Consider the following 13,816-nt stretch of genomic DNA (forward strand, 5'->3'; position numbering starts at 1 on the left):
ACTGCACATAGCGACAGCAACCGCAGCGAGCGCCGTCATGTCATCGAACCGTCGAAACGCGGGCTTCGGCTTCCTGGGGTTCACCGCCGCGCTGCTGATCGGCGTCTCTTCCTTCACCGGCCCGGCCCTCGCCCAGAGCAAGGAGCTGGTGGTCTTCGCCGCCGCGAGCCTGAAGACCGCGCTCGACGAGGCCGCGGCCAACTGGGTCAAGGAAAGCGGCAAGCCGGCGCCGAAGATTTCCTATGCGGCGAGCAACGCGCTGGCGAAGCAGCTCGAACAGGGCGCGCCAGCCGATCTCTTCCTCTCGGCCGATCTCGACTGGATGGACTACGCCCAGCAGAAGAACCTGATCGTCAAGGAGAGCCGGGTCAGCCTGCTCGCCAACCGGATCGCGCTGATTGCGCCGTCCGACGCCAAGACCACGGTAACCCTGGCGCCGGGCATCGACCTCTCCGCCGCACTGGGCGAGAGCCGGCTCGCCATGGGCAATGTCGATTCGGTGCCGGCCGGCAAATACGGCAAGGCGGCGCTGGAGAAGCTCGGCGGCTGGGACAAGGTCAAGGACAAGATCGCGCAGGCCGACAATGTCCGCGCCGCGCTTCTGCTGGTCTCGCGCGGCGAAGCGCCGCTCGGCATCGTCTACACCACCGACGCCGCCGCCGACCCGAAAGTCAAGGTGATCGCGACCTTCCCTGAGGATACGCACCCGCCGATCGTCTACCCGGTCGCGATCACCAAGGATTCGGCCAATCCCGACGCGCAGGGCTTCCTCATCTATCTGCGCGGCAACGGCGCCAAAGCCAGCTTCGAGAAGCAGGGCTTCACGGTCCTGAACAAGCCCGCTTCCTCATCGTGAGCGACTGGCTGTCCCCGGAGGAGTGGACGGCCGTCCGCCTCAGCCTGATCGTTGCCACCACCGCCATGCTGGCGAGCCTACCCTTGGGGCTCGCGATCGCTTGGCTGCTGGCGCGCGGGCGCTTCTGGGGCAAGTCGCTGCTCGACGCCGTCATCCACCTGCCGCTGATCCTGCCGCCGGTCGTCACCGGCTATCTCCTGCTGATCGGCTTTGGCCGTCGTGGGCCGATCGGCCAGTTCCTCCATGACTGGTTCGGCATCGTCCTGTCCTTCCGCTGGACGGGGGCGGCGCTGGCCTGCGCGGTGATGGGCTTTCCGCTGATGGTCCGGGCGATCCGGCTTTCGATCGAGGCGATCGACCGCAAGCTCGAGGATGCGGCCGGAACGCTCGGCGCCGGTCCGTTCTGGGTGTTCCTGACGGTGACGCTGCCGCTCGCGCTGCCCGGCATCCTCGCCGGGATGATCCTGTGCTTTGCCAAGGCGATGGGCGAGTTCGGCGCAACCATCACCTTTGTCTCCAACATCCCCGGCGAGACGCAGACCCTGCCCTCGGCAATCTACACGTTCACGCAGGTGCCCAATGGCGATGCCGGTGCGATGCGGCTGACCCTGATCTCGATCGCGATCTCGGTGGCGGCGCTGTTCGCTTCGGAGTTCCTGGCGCGATTGGTCGGCCGGCGGATCGCAGTCGAATGAGCGCCATTATCGAAGTTTCCGTGGCGCACCGGCTGGGCGCCTTCACGCTCGATGCAAGCTTCACCTCGGACGGGCGCCTGACGGCGCTGTTCGGCCGCTCCGGCTCGGGCAAGACTTCGCTGGTCAACGTGATCTCCGGCCTGATCCGGCCGCAAGCGGGCCGCGTCGTCATCGACGGGCGGGTGATGGTCGACAGCGCCGCCGGCATTTTTGTGCCGAAGCACAAGCGCCGCATCGGCTACGTATTCCAGGAAGCGCGGCTATTCCCGCATCTCTCCGTCAGGCAGAACCTGCTCTATGGCCGCTGGTTCGCGCCGAAGGCCGAGGATGGCGGCAGCACGCTCGACGACGTGCTCGACCTGCTCGGCATCGGCCATCTGCTTGAACGGCAGCCCGGCGGGCTCTCCGGCGGCGAGAAGCAGCGCGTCGCGATCGGCCGGGCGCTGCTGGCCAAGCCTCGGCTGCTGCTGATGGACGAGCCGCTCGCCTCGCTGGACGAGCAACGCAAGGCCGAGATCCTGCCTTACATCGAGCGCCTGCGCGACGGCTTCGGCATCCCGATCGTCTATGTCTCGCATTCCATCGCCGAGGTGGCCCGGCTCGCCACCCATCTCGTCATCCTCGAGCAGGGCAAGGTCTCGATGAGCGGGCCGACCGCCGAATTGATGTCGCGCCCCGACGTTCCGATCCTGTCGGCCGCACCCGAAGCCGGCGCAATCCTCGAGGCGCGCGTGCTGCGCCATGAGCCGGAGCACGGCCTGACGGTCCTGGAGACTGCGGCGGGGCCCTTGCAGATCGCCCGGCGCAATTTGCCGGAAAGGACGGCGCTGCGTGTGCACATCCTCGCTAGCGACGTGATGCTGAGCCTGAAGCCGCTCGACGGGATCAGCGCGCTCAACGTCCTGCCCGGACGGGTCTCGGCGATCGGGGCGCCTCACGGCGATGGTGGCGCGCTGGAAGTCAGGCTCGACTGCGATGGCGTCGGCCTTCTCGCCCGCCTCACCGTGAAGTCGGCCGAGCAATTGCGGCTGGTGCCCGGCAGCCCGGTCTATGCGGTGATCAAGAGCGTCTCGATCGACACGCCGTGAGGGTTCAGGCCTTCTCCCCGGGCTCGCGCACTGGAGCCTTCGGCGAGACTGCCGCACGCAGCGCAGCGATCTCCGCCGCCCCTGCCTCCAACGCCTTCGCCTCGATGGCGCGATAGTTCGCGACGATCTCGCGGCCGAGCGGCGTCAGATGCGCGCCGCCGCCCTTCGCTCCGCCAGGCTGGGCCTCGACCAGTGGTGAGCGGAAGATGCGGTTGAGATCGTCGACCAGCAGCCAGGCACGGCGATAGGACATCTTCATCGAGCGGCCGGCGGCGGAGATCGAGCCGGTCTCGCCGATCGCCTCCAGCAGCTGCACCTTGCCGGGGCCGAGGCGCCCGCCCGGCGTGAAGTCGAGCCGGAAGCTGAAGCGCATCTCGGGCAGGGACTGGTCAGCCTTCGACAAGGTCGGCCCTCCGCGGTTGCGCAGCGCTCAATAGAGCCGCGTGCGGTAGCCTTCTTCCATGGTGGCGTCGGCCTGGACGGCATCGATCGCCCTGGTCTGCTCGGCGACGATGCGGCCGAGCGTCGGGAAGCTCGCGCGCTCGACCTGCGATCCTTGCGCCCAGAGCTTCGAGCGGATCAGCGCCTTGCCGCAATGGAAGTAGGCTTCGTCGACCTCGACGATCAGGCCGAGCTTCGGCGCCTTGTCCTGCATCGCCAGGGGTTGGAGCAGAGCGGCGTCGGTGGTCATCCGCGCCCTGCCGTTGACGCGCAGGGTCTCATTGATGCCCGGCACGAAGAAGACCAGGCCGACACCAGGCGCACTCAGCACATTGCCGAGGGAATCGACCCGGTTGTTGCCGCGCCGGTCGGGGATCAGCAACGTCCGCTCGTCGAGCACCTGGACGAAGCCCGGTCCGTCACCGCGCGGACTGGCATCCGCCCTGCCCTCGCTGTCGGCGCTGGCCAGCACGAGGAAGGGCGATAGCGCGATGAAATCGCGGCAAAACCGGTCGAGCCGGTCGAGCACCTTCTTCTGGGCCAGCGGGTGCACTTCGCCGACGAGCGCGCGCAGTTGGGCAGCGTCATCGACAGACGTGTCCGGCTTCTCGCTGATCGCGCTCATTTTTTGTCTCCGCAGGCATGCCAGCCGAGCCGGCGAAGCAGCCATAACATGCCTTCGAATGCTGCCGAAGCCTCACCGCACAACCTCTAGGTGATGCGCCGGACGCTGTCCGCGATCTCCTGCGGCTCGAACAGGCGTTTCCAGTCCGGCCGGAGGATCGTTTCCTTGCCGAAGACGATCGCCTTGTTGCAGGCGTCCGAGAACACGCCCTGGACCTCGCCGAAAGTCACCGCCGCGAGGATGTTCATATGGCCGAGCAGGAAGTCGCGCGCCGCCTCGCGCGGCACGCCGCGGGCGATCGCCTCCTCCATCGCCTCGCGCATCGCATCGAGCAAGGTGGCGCAGACGGTTTCCGAGAGGCCGGGCTCCAGGATCGCCATCTGCTCGACGGTGACGCGGTGCGAGCGCATCACCGGTGCCCAGATCGCCCGCGCCACCTCCTCGCCGAGGGCGTAGTGCGCCTCCGGCCCCTGCATCAGCGCGTTGACGATGTGCTGCTTGGCCGCAACGCCGCCGAAATGGTCGGCCCGCGCCGCCTCCTCGGTCTCGTCATTGAAGATCGGCGGGTGGCAGGGATGGGTAACGAAATAGGTGATGTCGGCCCGCTCGGGGAGATGGCCGGCATGCGGTGCCGCGGCGTCGAGGATGACGACGATCGTCCCGGCCGCGAGCTTCGGCACGAGGCCGGCCGCCACCGCGCCGACAGCGGTATCGGGCACCGCGAGGATCACGACTTCGGCCCCCGCGATCGCGGCCTCCGGCTCGATGGAGGCCGCACCGAAGGCTTCACGGATGCGATCCTGGCCAGCCGGGCTGATCTCGACATGGCGGGTCTCGAAGCGCGAGCGCGCGAGATTGCAGCCGAGGCGCATGCCCATCTTGCCGCCGGCACCGAACAGTGCGACCACCGTCATCGTCATCCTCCCTAGTCCACGCGTCCGTTGCCGACGTTCTCCGACAAGCTCGCAGGCCGACGGCAAGTGCTCAAGCCCTCTCCCCGCTTGCGGTAGGGAGGGTCGGGTGGGGGCAATGCCGCTCGGCACTGGACTGGAAGACGTCCCGAACCTGCTTTCCGGCCCCCCATCCCTGCCCCTTCCCCGGCGCAAGCGGGGGGACGGGGATGCGTGTCGCGTTCAAGCGATCACTTTGACGCCGAACCGCCCCCCGGCGGATGCATGGCCTGCTTGCCAATCTTGCATGCAAGATGGCATCAAAGATTGACGCCTCGTGAGGTTGACGGGATAGTCGGCGCCCTTGTCACCCCTTCCGGATCATCATGCCCCGCCCGACGCCGTCCACCGCCCTCGAACGCCTGCGCGTGCTCGACCTGACGCGCGTGCGCGCCGGGCCGACCTGCTCCCGCATCTTTGCCGATTTCGGCGCGGACGTGATCAAGATCGAAAGCCCGCCGGGGCTCGATCCGAACGAGAACATGAGCGGGCCGCGGCATGGCTACGACATGCAGAACCTGCACCGCAACAAGCGCTCGCTGACGCTCAACCTGAAGAAGGAGCCGGCCAAGGCGATCCTGCGCAAGCTGATCGCCGATGCCGACCTCCTGGTCGAGAACTTCCGGCCCGACGTGAAGGAGCGACTCGGCCTCGATTTCGAGACGCTGCATGCGCTCAATCCGCGCCTGATCCTGGTCTCGATCTCGGGCTTCGGCCAGAGCGGGCCCTATCGCCTGCGCGCCGGCTTCGACCAGATCGCCCAGGGCATGGGCGGGATGATGTCGGTCACCGGTCTGCCCGGCCAGGGGCCGGTGCGCGCCGGCATCGCCGTTGCCGATTCGGCCGCCGGGCTCTATGGCGCGATCGGCGCGCTGGTCGCGCTGCAGGAGCGCGCCGTCTCGGGCAAGGGGCAGTGGGTGCAGACCTCGCTGCTCGAAGCGCAGATCGGCATGATGGACTTCCAGGTCGCGCGCTATCTGGTCGAGGGCAAGGTGCCGCCGCAGGCTGGCAACGACCACCCCTATGCGACGCCGATGGGCGTCTATGCGACGCGCGACGGCCATATCAATCTCGGCGTCGGCGCCGAGGGGCACTGGCGCTCCTTCTGCGGCGCGCTCGGCCGGCCCGAGCTCGCGACCGATCCGCGCTATGACAATATGGAGAAGCGCTTCGCGGCGCGGCCGGAACTGCGCGCGCTGCTCGAGGAGATCATGTCGACGCAGGACAGCGCCTATTGGCTCGACGCCTGCGAGAAGGCCTCCGTGCCGGCTGGGCCGATCTATGCGGTCGATGCCGTGTTCGATGATCCGCAGGTGCAGCACCTTGGCATCGCGCAGCCGGTCCGGCATCCCAAGCTCGGCGAGATCCGCGTCGTCGGCGAGCCGGTCAACCTGTCGCGTACGCCGTCCAGCATCGCGACGCCGACGCCGGACGCCGGCGACCACAATCTCGAAATCCTCACCGAGCTCGGCTTCGACGAGGCGGCCATTGCCAGCCTCAAGGCCGAAGGCGCGATCTGAAAGGCATCAGATGAACGACGAAATCCTCTACGACGTCGCCGATGGCGTCGGCACGGTCACGCTCAACCGGCCGCAGGCGCGCAATGCCCTGACCTTCGCCATGTATGAGGGGCTGGCCGAGATCCTCGGCAATCCCGAGAAGCACGGCGCGCCGAAGGTGTTCGTGGTGACGGGCGCCGGCGAGAAGGCCTTCGCCGCCGGAACAGACATCTCGCAGTTCCGCGAGTTCAAGACGGCCGAGGACGCCCTCGCCTATGAGAACCGGATCGAGCGGGTGATCACCACGATCGAGAGCTGCCCGGTGCCGACGATCGCAGCGATCGCCGGCGCGGTCACCGGTGGCGGCGCGGCGATCGCCTGCGCCTGCGACCTTCGGATCGCAACGCAATCGGCCCGCTTCGGCTTCCCGGTGGCGCGCACGCTCGGCAACTGCCTGTCGATGGCGAACTATGCTCGGCTCGCCAGCCTGCTCGGCCCGGCCCGCGTCAAGGACATCATCTTCACCGCGAGGCTGGTCGAGGCTGAGGAGGGCCATCGCATCGGCCTCTACAACGAGCTCGTCGCCGACCATGCCGCGCTGATGGCGCGGGTGAAGGAGCTGGCGGAGACGATCCGCGGCCACGCGCCGCTGACGATGCGTGCCACCAAGGAGGCACTGCGCCGGCTCACGGCGGCGACGAGCGCTCATGTCGAAGGCGATGACCTCGTCACCCTCTGCTATACCAGCGCCGATTTCCGCGAGGGCATGGAAGCCTTCCTCGGCAAGCGCACGCCGAACTGGCAAGGCAAATGAGCGAGACCATCGGCTTCATCGGCCTCGGGCTGATGGGCGCGGGCTTCTGCAAGCGCCTGATCGCGACCGGCCGCAGCGTCGTCGGCTACGATCTCGACCCGGCCCGGCGGGCTGAAGCCGAAGCGCTCGGCGTCGTCCTCGCCGCCTCGCCTGCCGAGGTGGCCGAGCGCGCCAATCCCGTCTGCATCGCGGTGACCACCACCAAGGCGGTGCAGGCCGTGGTCAGCGGCGACGGCGGCATCCTCTCGGCGAAGCTGCAGCTAGGCGCCATCGTCATCGATTTCTCGACCACAGAGATCGGCGTGACCAAGGCGCTCGCGGCAGCGCTGGCGGAAGCCGGCATCGGCTTCATCGACGCGCCTGTCTCGGGCGGCCCGCCGGCGGCTGAGGCCGGCAAGCTCGCAATCATGGCCGGCGGCGCGCCCGAGATGATCGCCGCGGTGCGGCCATTGGCGGAGAGCCTCGGTCTCTTCACCCATATGGGCGCGGTCGGCGCCGGCCAGGCGACCAAGCTGGTCAACCAGGCACTGTGCCTGACCAACTACGTAGTCGTGGCGGAATCGCTGCGGCTGGCCGAAGCCTATGGCGTCGACGCCGGCAAGATCCCGGCCGCGCTGGCACCCGGCCTCGGCAATTCGGCGGTGCTGCAGGCGATGATGCCGCGCATGGTCGCACGCGACTTCGCGCCGAAGGGCTATGCCCGGCAGGTGCTGAAGGACTTAGAAATGCTGATGGAGGCCGGGCGCGAGCAGCATCTGGCCATGCCGATGGTCGCGCAGGCGACGACGCTTTATCGGATGCTGGTCGCGCAGGGCGATAGCGAACTCGACGCGATCGCGGTGCTGAAGCTGCTGCCGGAGGTTGAGCAGCCCTCTCACTGACCTGCGATCAGGCGCTGCCCGGTTTGGCGGCCTCACCCCTCTCCTTCAAGGCCGCGACGAGCCCCGACAAGCCGTTGCGGACATGCTCGCGCAGGCGCTGGCTTGCCAGCGCGGCGTCGCCGGCGGTGAGCGCCGCCAGGATCTGCTCATGCTCCTGGATCGCCATCTTCCAGCGCTTCGGCCAGAGATTGGATGAATAGCGGGCGCGGTCGACCCGGAGCGCCAGCAACTCCCAGATCCAGAGCAGGACCGGATTGCCGGCGAGCTCGACAATGCGGCGGTGGAAGGCTTTGTTGGCCTCGAAATAGCCCGGCAGCTCGTCGCGGGTGTGATGCAGCATCATCCGGTAGTGCAGCATGCCGATCTCGGCGACGGCCTCATCGGTGGCGCGCGCTGCGGCGAGCTCGCCGGCCAAGCCCTCGATCGTCGAGACGACATCGATCAGCGCCTCGATCTCGCCGACATCGAGCTCGGCGACGACGGACGACTTGTTCGGCAGCGCGCGCAGCAGACCGTCCTGCGTCAATGTCTTGATCGCCTCGCGCACCGGCGTGCGCGAGACGCCGAGCTGGAGGCAGAGCTCGCGCTCGTTCAGCTTCGCTCCCGGCGCGAGCGCGCCCGTGACGATCAGATTACGCAATTGCGCAACCGTGCTGCCGTGCAGGGCGCCTTTGCGCCGGCCCGGCTCGGGCTGTGGAACCTTGGCGAGAAGCGCTGCGAGCGGGGTCGTGTCGGCCGGACTATCCATGACGCTCTGTATATCGCGTGGCCGCTCCGCTGTCGAAAAATTCTTGCATACAAGAATTTCGACCTCTAGAACGGAGCCGCCGGGTTGCCGGCGTCCCTTTCCGCAATCCGGACAGCGTCATGCACATCGTCGACCTTTCCATGCCGATCGCGCCGCATTTCCGCTGGCCGGTGGAGCTTTCGATCAAGGGCGACATCGCGGCGGGCGACCAGTTCCGGGTCTCGAAGATCAACGGTCCCTGCCATGGCTTCTCGCATGTCGACGCCGCCGCGCATTTCGTCGCCGGAGCGCCGACGATCGAGGCGACGCCGCTCAGCCAGGTGGTCGGCCCCTGCCGAGTGCTCGATCTGAGTGCGCGCCCGGCCAATCAGCCGATCGGCCCCGAGCATCTCGCCGCCGCCGATCCCGGCGGGGCCGATGGCGAGATCCTGCTGCTGGCGACGCAGTGGAACGACCGGCGCGATTACAACGATAAGAGCTTCTGGACTGAAGCACCCTGGCTGACGCTGGAGGCAGCGCAGTGGCTGGCGCAGCGCAAGCCGAGCGCCGTCGCTTTCGACTTCCCGCAGGACTACCCGATCCGGCTCCTGCTCGAAGGCAAGGAGGTGCCAAAGCCCGAGCATGTGACGCACCATGTCCTGCTCAGCCATGGCGTCACGCTGATCGAATACGTCGTCAACACCAGCAAGCTGACGGCGCCGCGCAACCTGTTCTCGGCGGCGCCGCTGCTGATCCCGAACGCCGACGGCGCCCCTGCCCGCATCTACGCCATCGAGGGCCTAGCCGTCTGACGGCCGCCGCCCTGCCCAGCTCGAACGAAAGCGACACCAGTGAACATCGAGAACCTGTTCGCGCTGAAGCCCAGCGCGCCCGATCGCGTCATCTCCGCTGCTTTGGTCGGCGCCGGCGAGTTCGGCGCGAGCTTTATCGGCCAGGCCCGCCGCGCGCCGCATATCGAGCCGCGCGTCGTCTGCGACCTCGACATCGGCCGCGCCCGCAAGGCCGCGCTCGCCGGCGGGCTCGACGAGAGCGAGATCGTCGACTGCCATAGCGGTACCGAGGCCAAGGCGGCACTCGATCGCGGGCTGGTCGCGCTGATCGGCGATGCCGCCCATCTCGAAGGCCTGCCCGTCGATGTCGTCGTCGAGGCGACCGGAGACCCGGAAGGCGCGGCGATGACCGCGCTCGCCGCGATCGAGGCCGGCCGCCATCTCGTCATGGTGACCAAGGAAGCCGAATGCATCATCGGCCCGATCCTGGCGCATCGCGCCCGGCTGAAGGGCGTCGTGCATACTCCGGTCGACGGCGACCAGCCGAGCCTGCTGATCGGCCTGATCGGCTGGGCCCGCATGCTCGGGCTGCCGATTGTCGCCGCCGGCAAGTCGTCTGAATCCGATTTCGTCTGGGATTCTGAGGCCGGCACGGTCACGGCCTGGGAAAAGGCCGTTCCGGCCGCCGATTTCGCGGCGGCGTTCGGCAAGCTCGGCAACGATCCGCTCAGCCTGCTCGACGCCCGCGCCAAGCTGCCCTTCCCGCGCGCCACGGTGCCGGATCTCTGCGAGATGGGCATCGTCGCCAACCATACCGGGCTGATGCCGGACGTGGCCGCGATGCATGCACCGATCGCTCGCACCACCGAGCTGCCGAGCCTGTTCCGCCCGGCGGCCGAGGGCGGCCTGCTCTCGGGAATCGGCCGGGTCGACATGTTCAACTGCTTGCGACGGCCGGACGAGCTCTCCTTCGCCGGCGGCGTCTTCGTCATCGCCGAGACGCCTGACCTCGCCACCGGCAAGCTCTTTGCCGGCAAGGGCATCCCCTGCTCGCCGGATGGCCGCTACGTCCTGCTGCACAATCCTGTGCACCTGCTCGGGGCGGAGGCGCCGATGTCGGCGCTCTCGGCCGCCCTGCTCGGCCAGTCGACAGGCGGTGCCGAGGTCCTTCCGCGCGTCGACCTGACGGCGCGGGCGAGCCGCGACCTCGAGCCCGGCGAGACGCTGACCATGGGCTATCGCCATGTCATCGAGGGGCTGGAGCCGCAACTGACGCCGGCCCGTCCGCTCGGGCCGAGCGAGCCCGTCCCCTATTACCTCACCGCTGGCCGACCGGTGGTGCGCAAGGTCGCCTGCGGCGCGGTCGTCACCTGCGCCGACATCGCGCTCGACGAAAGCACGACCCTGGTTCGCCTGCGCCGCGAGCAGGATGCGCTGTTCAACCCCGGCGCGCTTTGACTTTGCGGCAACATTCTGTATGCAGCATACAACACTCAGATAGAACTAATCGCGGCGGGCGACCGCTGAGGAAACGATCGGGAGGCAGGGGATGACGGGCGCGAGCACCGGACCGGCCGGGTACAGCCCGAACCACATCTGCCTTCCGCCGCAGCGGAGCTGAGCCATGGTGGCCAGCTCCGACCAGCGCGCCCGCTTCCTCGCCTCCGGCGCCGATGACGACCTGCCGATCATCGACGCCCACCACCATTTCTTCGACCTCGCCCGCAATTATCACCCTTGGCTGAGCGACCATCCTGTCGCCTTCCGCTATGGCGACTACAGTGCGATCAAGCGCGACTTCATGCCGGCCGATTATCGCCGCGCCACCACTGGTCATCTCGTCGTCGGCAGCGTGCTGATGGAAGGCGAATGGGACCCGCGCGATCCGATCGGCGAAATGCGCTGGGCTTCCGAGGTCGCGCGCGAGCACGACCTGCCGAGTGCTGCGATCGGCCAGATCTGGCTCGATCGCGACGATGTCGGCGAGGTCGTCGCGGCCTATAGCGAGATGCCGCTGGTCCGCAGCGTCCGGCACAAGCCCAAGGCCCTACCCCGCGCGGATTATCGGCCGGATTTCGCCGCGCCGGGCTCGATGCGTGATCAAAAGTGGCGCGACGGCTATGCCCTGCTGGCGGGCGCCGGGCTCAGCTTCGACCTGCAGACGCCCTGGTGGCATCTGGGTGAGGCCGCCGAGCTCGCTCGCGATTTCCCGGATACCACCATCATCCTCAACCATGCCGGCTTGCCAGCCGATCGCGGCCCCGAGGGCCTTTCAGCCTGGCAGGCTGCGCTGGAACGGCTGGCGCGCGAGCCCAATGTCGTCGCCAAGATCTCCGGCATCGGCGTGCCCGGGCAGGCCTGGACGCTTGAGCTGCAGGCACCGGTGATCGAGGGCGTAATCTCGGCCTTCAGCGCCGAACGCTGCGCTTTTGCGAGCAATTTCCCGGTCGACAGCCTCTGCGCCTCGTTCGGCACGATCTTCGACGTGTTCAAGGCGGCGGTCAGCGAGCGGCCGGCGATCGAACGCCTCGCACTGTTCCACGACAACGCCGCGCGCTGGTACGGGCTCGCTGGCAACGGAGCGACACCATGAGATTGCGCGCCCTGCTCCTGCGCCTGACCGAGGACGTGCTGATCGCCGGCTTTGTCGTGATGATCGCGATGGTCTTCGGCAATGTCGTGCTGCGCTATGCCTTCAGCTCCGGCATCATCTCCTCGGAGGAATTGTCGCGTCTGATCTTCGTCTGGCTGACCTTCGGCGGTGCCTTCCTGGTGGCGAAGGACGGCCAGCATCTCGGCATGACCACCGTCGTCACCATGCTCGGCCGCAATGGCCGCTGGTGGTGCCGGCTCGCAGTCGAGGCGCTGTCGCTGCTCTGCATGGGCATGCTCGTTGTCGGCTGCTGGCAGCAGGGCGTGATCAATATCGAGAACCACCAGCCGGTCACCGGCGTGCCCGTCGCGGTGACCTATCTCGCCGGGCTGGTCGGCGGCATCGGCATCGGCGCGCTCAACCTGATCGCGCTGGCGCGGCTGCTGACCGGCCGCATGCCGGATGACGAGCTCGTCGTCGGGGCGGAATCGGAAGAGCTCACCGCCTTCGAGAACCAGCAGGCGGCGGAGAAGCGCTCGTGACCGTCTTCATCTTCCTGGGCTCGCTGATCGGGGCGATGGCGCTCGGCATGCCGATCGCGATGGCGCTGCTGGTCTGCGGCGTCGCGCTGATGCTGCAGCTCGGCACCTTCGACTCCCAGATCCTGGCGCAGAACTTGATCGGCGGCGCCGATTCCTTCCCGCTGATGGCGGTGCCCTTCTTCATGCTCGCGGGCGAGCTGATGAATGCCGGCGGCCTGTCGCGCCGGATCATCGCGCTGGCGGTGACGCTGGTCGGCCATGTCCGCGGCGGGCTCGGCTATGTCGCGGTGCTGGCGGCGCTGGTGATGGCGAGCATTTCCGGCTCGGCCGTCGCCGACACCGCCGCGCTCGCGGCGATCCTGCTGCCGATGATGAAGCAGGCCGGCTACAACCTGCCGCGCGCCGCCGGGCTGATCTCGGCTGGCGGCATCATCGCCCCGGTGATCCCGCCCTCGATCGGCTTCGTCGTCTTCGGCGTCGCCGCCGGCGTCTCGATCACGCGGCTGTTCATCGCCGGCATCGTGCCAGGCATCCTGATGGGCCTCGCGCTGCTGATCACCTGGTACATCGTCGCCCGCGACGAGCCGGCCGCCCGCGTCCAGAGAGCCAGTATTCGCGAGATCGGGCATGCGGTGATCGACGGGCTCTGGGCGCTCGGCCTGCCCGTCCTGATCATCGGCGGCATGAAAGCCGGCATGTTCACTCCGACGGAAGCGGCAGTGGTCGCCGCGGTCTATGCCGCCTTCGTCGGCGGCTTCATCTATCGCGAACTGAAGCTGGAGGATCTGCGCCCGGCCTTGCTCGCGGCGCTGAAGACCTCGGCGGCCGTGATGTTCCTGGTCGCGGCGGCGATGGTTTCGGCCTGGCTGATCACCATCGCCGACATTCCGGCACAGGTCTCCAGCCTGCTCGGCCCGTTGATCGACAACAAGACGCTGCTGATGCTGGCGATGATGTTCCTCGTCGTCGTCGTCGGCACGGCGCTCGATTTCATCCCGACCGTGCTGATCCTGACGCCGGTGCTGATGCCGATCGTCAAGCAGGCCGGAATCGACCCGGTCTATTTCGGCGTGATGTTCATCATCAACAACGCCATCGGCCTGCTGACCCCGCCGGTCGGCACGGTGCTCAACGTCGTCTGCGCCGTCGGCCGCATCCCGATGGACAAGGTCATTCGCGGCGTCATGCCGTTCCTGCTGGCGCAGCTCGCCGTGCTGCTGCTGCTGATCTTCGTGCCGGAAATCGTCACGGTCCCGGCGCGCTGGCTCTACGGGCGCTGACCGCGCCCGCCCATACGACAACACAGGGAGGAGA

Annotated in this window: 15 protein-coding genes; 11 read left to right on the top strand and 4 right to left on the bottom strand. The window is 67.9% G+C overall.

Annotated features, from left to right (window positions below):
- Window positions 1–37: 37 nt before the first annotated feature.
- Genes modA through modC form a run of 3 tightly spaced genes read left to right on the top strand, consistent with a single transcriptional unit; the run spans window position 38 to window position 2,639 of the window.
- Window positions 38–856 carry a molybdate ABC transporter substrate-binding protein gene (gene modA / locus BMZ21_RS03365; RefSeq protein ID WP_091829715.1) on the top strand — a complete coding sequence of 273 codons (819 nt, stop codon included), beginning with the start codon at window positions 38–40 and terminating at the stop codon, window positions 854–856.
- Window positions 850–1,551: a molybdate ABC transporter permease subunit gene (gene modB, locus BMZ21_RS03370; protein WP_091829718.1), complete on the top strand. Its 702-nt coding sequence runs from the start codon at window positions 850–852 to the stop codon at window positions 1,549–1,551. Before modA ends, modB begins: the two co-directional genes overlap by 7 nt.
- Window positions 1,548–2,639, top strand: coding sequence for a molybdenum ABC transporter ATP-binding protein (modC, locus tag BMZ21_RS03375; RefSeq protein ID WP_091829720.1), 1,092 nt, complete (start codon window positions 1,548–1,550; stop codon window positions 2,637–2,639). Before modB ends, modC begins: the two co-directional genes overlap by 4 nt.
- A 4-nt stretch (window positions 2,640–2,643) precedes the next feature.
- Here the strand turns inward: modC and BMZ21_RS03380 are convergent, their stop codons facing one another.
- From BMZ21_RS03380 to BMZ21_RS03390, 3 genes are all read right to left on the bottom strand, one after another.
- Window positions 2,644–3,012, bottom strand: coding sequence for a winged helix-turn-helix domain-containing protein (locus BMZ21_RS03380; RefSeq protein ID WP_091830565.1), 369 nt, complete (start codon window positions 3,010–3,012; stop codon window positions 2,644–2,646).
- 57 nt (window positions 3,013–3,069) lie between these two features.
- Window positions 3,070–3,705: a pyridoxamine 5'-phosphate oxidase family protein gene (locus tag BMZ21_RS03385; protein ID WP_091829722.1), complete on the bottom strand. Its 636-nt coding sequence runs from the start codon at window positions 3,703–3,705 to the stop codon at window positions 3,070–3,072.
- Window positions 3,706–3,791: 86 nt separating this feature from the next.
- Window positions 3,792–4,619, bottom strand: coding sequence for a phosphogluconate dehydrogenase C-terminal domain-containing protein (locus BMZ21_RS03390; RefSeq protein ID WP_091830567.1), 828 nt, complete (start codon window positions 4,617–4,619; stop codon window positions 3,792–3,794).
- Between the two features lie 362 nt (window positions 4,620–4,981).
- On the opposite strand from BMZ21_RS03390, the gene BMZ21_RS03395 reads away from it, so the two are divergent.
- From BMZ21_RS03395 to BMZ21_RS03405, 3 genes are read left to right on the top strand one after another with little or no spacing between them, the layout of a single operon-like run.
- Window positions 4,982–6,175: a CaiB/BaiF CoA transferase family protein gene (locus BMZ21_RS03395; RefSeq protein ID WP_091829724.1), complete on the top strand. Its 1,194-nt coding sequence runs from the start codon at window positions 4,982–4,984 to the stop codon at window positions 6,173–6,175.
- A 10-nt stretch (window positions 6,176–6,185) separates the two neighbouring features.
- Window positions 6,186–6,968: an enoyl-CoA hydratase/isomerase family protein gene (locus BMZ21_RS03400; RefSeq protein WP_091829726.1), complete on the top strand. Its 783-nt coding sequence runs from the start codon at window positions 6,186–6,188 to the stop codon at window positions 6,966–6,968.
- Window positions 6,965–7,849, top strand: coding sequence for an NAD(P)-dependent oxidoreductase (locus tag BMZ21_RS03405; RefSeq protein WP_091829728.1), 885 nt, complete (start codon window positions 6,965–6,967; stop codon window positions 7,847–7,849). The genes BMZ21_RS03400 and BMZ21_RS03405 overlap by 4 nt, the downstream gene beginning before the upstream one ends.
- A 7-nt stretch (window positions 7,850–7,856) precedes the next feature.
- Here the strand turns inward: BMZ21_RS03405 and BMZ21_RS03410 are convergent, their stop codons facing one another.
- Window positions 7,857–8,597, bottom strand: coding sequence for a GntR family transcriptional regulator (locus tag BMZ21_RS03410; protein WP_091829729.1), 741 nt, complete (start codon window positions 8,595–8,597; stop codon window positions 7,857–7,859).
- A gap of 119 nt (window positions 8,598–8,716) precedes the next feature.
- Here BMZ21_RS03410 and BMZ21_RS03415 point away from each other — a divergent pair, with 119 nt between their 5' ends.
- From BMZ21_RS03415 to BMZ21_RS03435, 5 genes are all read left to right on the top strand, one after another.
- Entirely contained in the window at window positions 8,717–9,388 is a 672-nt protein-coding gene (locus BMZ21_RS03415; protein ID WP_091829730.1) for a cyclase family protein, read from the top strand.
- Between the two features lie 39 nt (window positions 9,389–9,427).
- Complete coding sequence (locus BMZ21_RS03420; protein ID WP_091829732.1) at window positions 9,428–10,825, top strand: hypothetical protein; 1,398 nt, start codon at window positions 9,428–9,430, stop codon at window positions 10,823–10,825.
- Between the two features lie 166 nt (window positions 10,826–10,991).
- Entirely contained in the window at window positions 10,992–11,960 is a 969-nt protein-coding gene (locus tag BMZ21_RS03425; RefSeq protein ID WP_091829735.1) for an amidohydrolase family protein, read from the top strand.
- Window positions 11,957–12,502, top strand: a complete 546-nt coding sequence (locus BMZ21_RS03430) for a TRAP transporter small permease (protein WP_208862208.1) — start codon at window positions 11,957–11,959, stop codon at window positions 12,500–12,502. The genes BMZ21_RS03425 and BMZ21_RS03430 overlap by 4 nt, the downstream gene beginning before the upstream one ends.
- Window positions 12,499–13,782: a TRAP transporter large permease subunit gene (locus tag BMZ21_RS03435; protein WP_091829739.1), complete on the top strand. Its 1,284-nt coding sequence runs from the start codon at window positions 12,499–12,501 to the stop codon at window positions 13,780–13,782. Before BMZ21_RS03430 ends, BMZ21_RS03435 begins: the two co-directional genes overlap by 4 nt.
- The last annotated feature ends 34 nt before the right edge of the window (window positions 13,783–13,816 follow it).

Source organism: Allobosea lupini, assembly GCF_900109525.1.
Lineage (GTDB): Bacteria > Pseudomonadota > Alphaproteobacteria > Rhizobiales > Beijerinckiaceae > Allobosea > Allobosea lupini.

What these genes read in the sequence shown, in the direction of transcription:
- modA (WP_091829715.1), top strand. Translation starts at nt 38, where the DNA reads ATGTCATCGAACCGTCGAAACGCGGGCTTCGGCTTCCTGGGGTTCACC.
- modC (WP_091829720.1), top strand. Translation starts at nt 1,548, where the DNA reads ATGAGCGCCATTATCGAAGTTTCCGTGGCGCACCGGCTGGGCGCCTTC.
- BMZ21_RS03380 (WP_091830565.1), bottom strand. Translation starts at nt 3,012, where the DNA reads ATGCGCTTCAGCTTCCGGCTCGACTTCACGCCGGGCGGGCGCCTCGGC.
- BMZ21_RS03385 (WP_091829722.1), bottom strand. Translation starts at nt 3,705, where the DNA reads ATGAGCGCGATCAGCGAGAAGCCGGACACGTCTGTCGATGACGCTGCC.
- BMZ21_RS03390 (WP_091830567.1), bottom strand. Translation starts at nt 4,619, where the DNA reads ATGACGGTGGTCGCACTGTTCGGTGCCGGCGGCAAGATGGGCATGCGC.
- BMZ21_RS03395 (WP_091829724.1), top strand. Translation starts at nt 4,982, where the DNA reads ATGCCCCGCCCGACGCCGTCCACCGCCCTCGAACGCCTGCGCGTGCTC.
- BMZ21_RS03400 (WP_091829726.1), top strand. Translation starts at nt 6,186, where the DNA reads ATGAACGACGAAATCCTCTACGACGTCGCCGATGGCGTCGGCACGGTC.
- BMZ21_RS03405 (WP_091829728.1), top strand. Translation starts at nt 6,965, where the DNA reads ATGAGCGAGACCATCGGCTTCATCGGCCTCGGGCTGATGGGCGCGGGC.
- BMZ21_RS03410 (WP_091829729.1), bottom strand. Translation starts at nt 8,597, where the DNA reads ATGGATAGTCCGGCCGACACGACCCCGCTCGCAGCGCTTCTCGCCAAG.
- BMZ21_RS03415 (WP_091829730.1), top strand. Translation starts at nt 8,717, where the DNA reads ATGCACATCGTCGACCTTTCCATGCCGATCGCGCCGCATTTCCGCTGG.
- BMZ21_RS03425 (WP_091829735.1), top strand. Translation starts at nt 10,992, where the DNA reads ATGGTGGCCAGCTCCGACCAGCGCGCCCGCTTCCTCGCCTCCGGCGCC.
- BMZ21_RS03430 (WP_208862208.1), top strand. Translation starts at nt 11,957, where the DNA reads ATGAGATTGCGCGCCCTGCTCCTGCGCCTGACCGAGGACGTGCTGATC.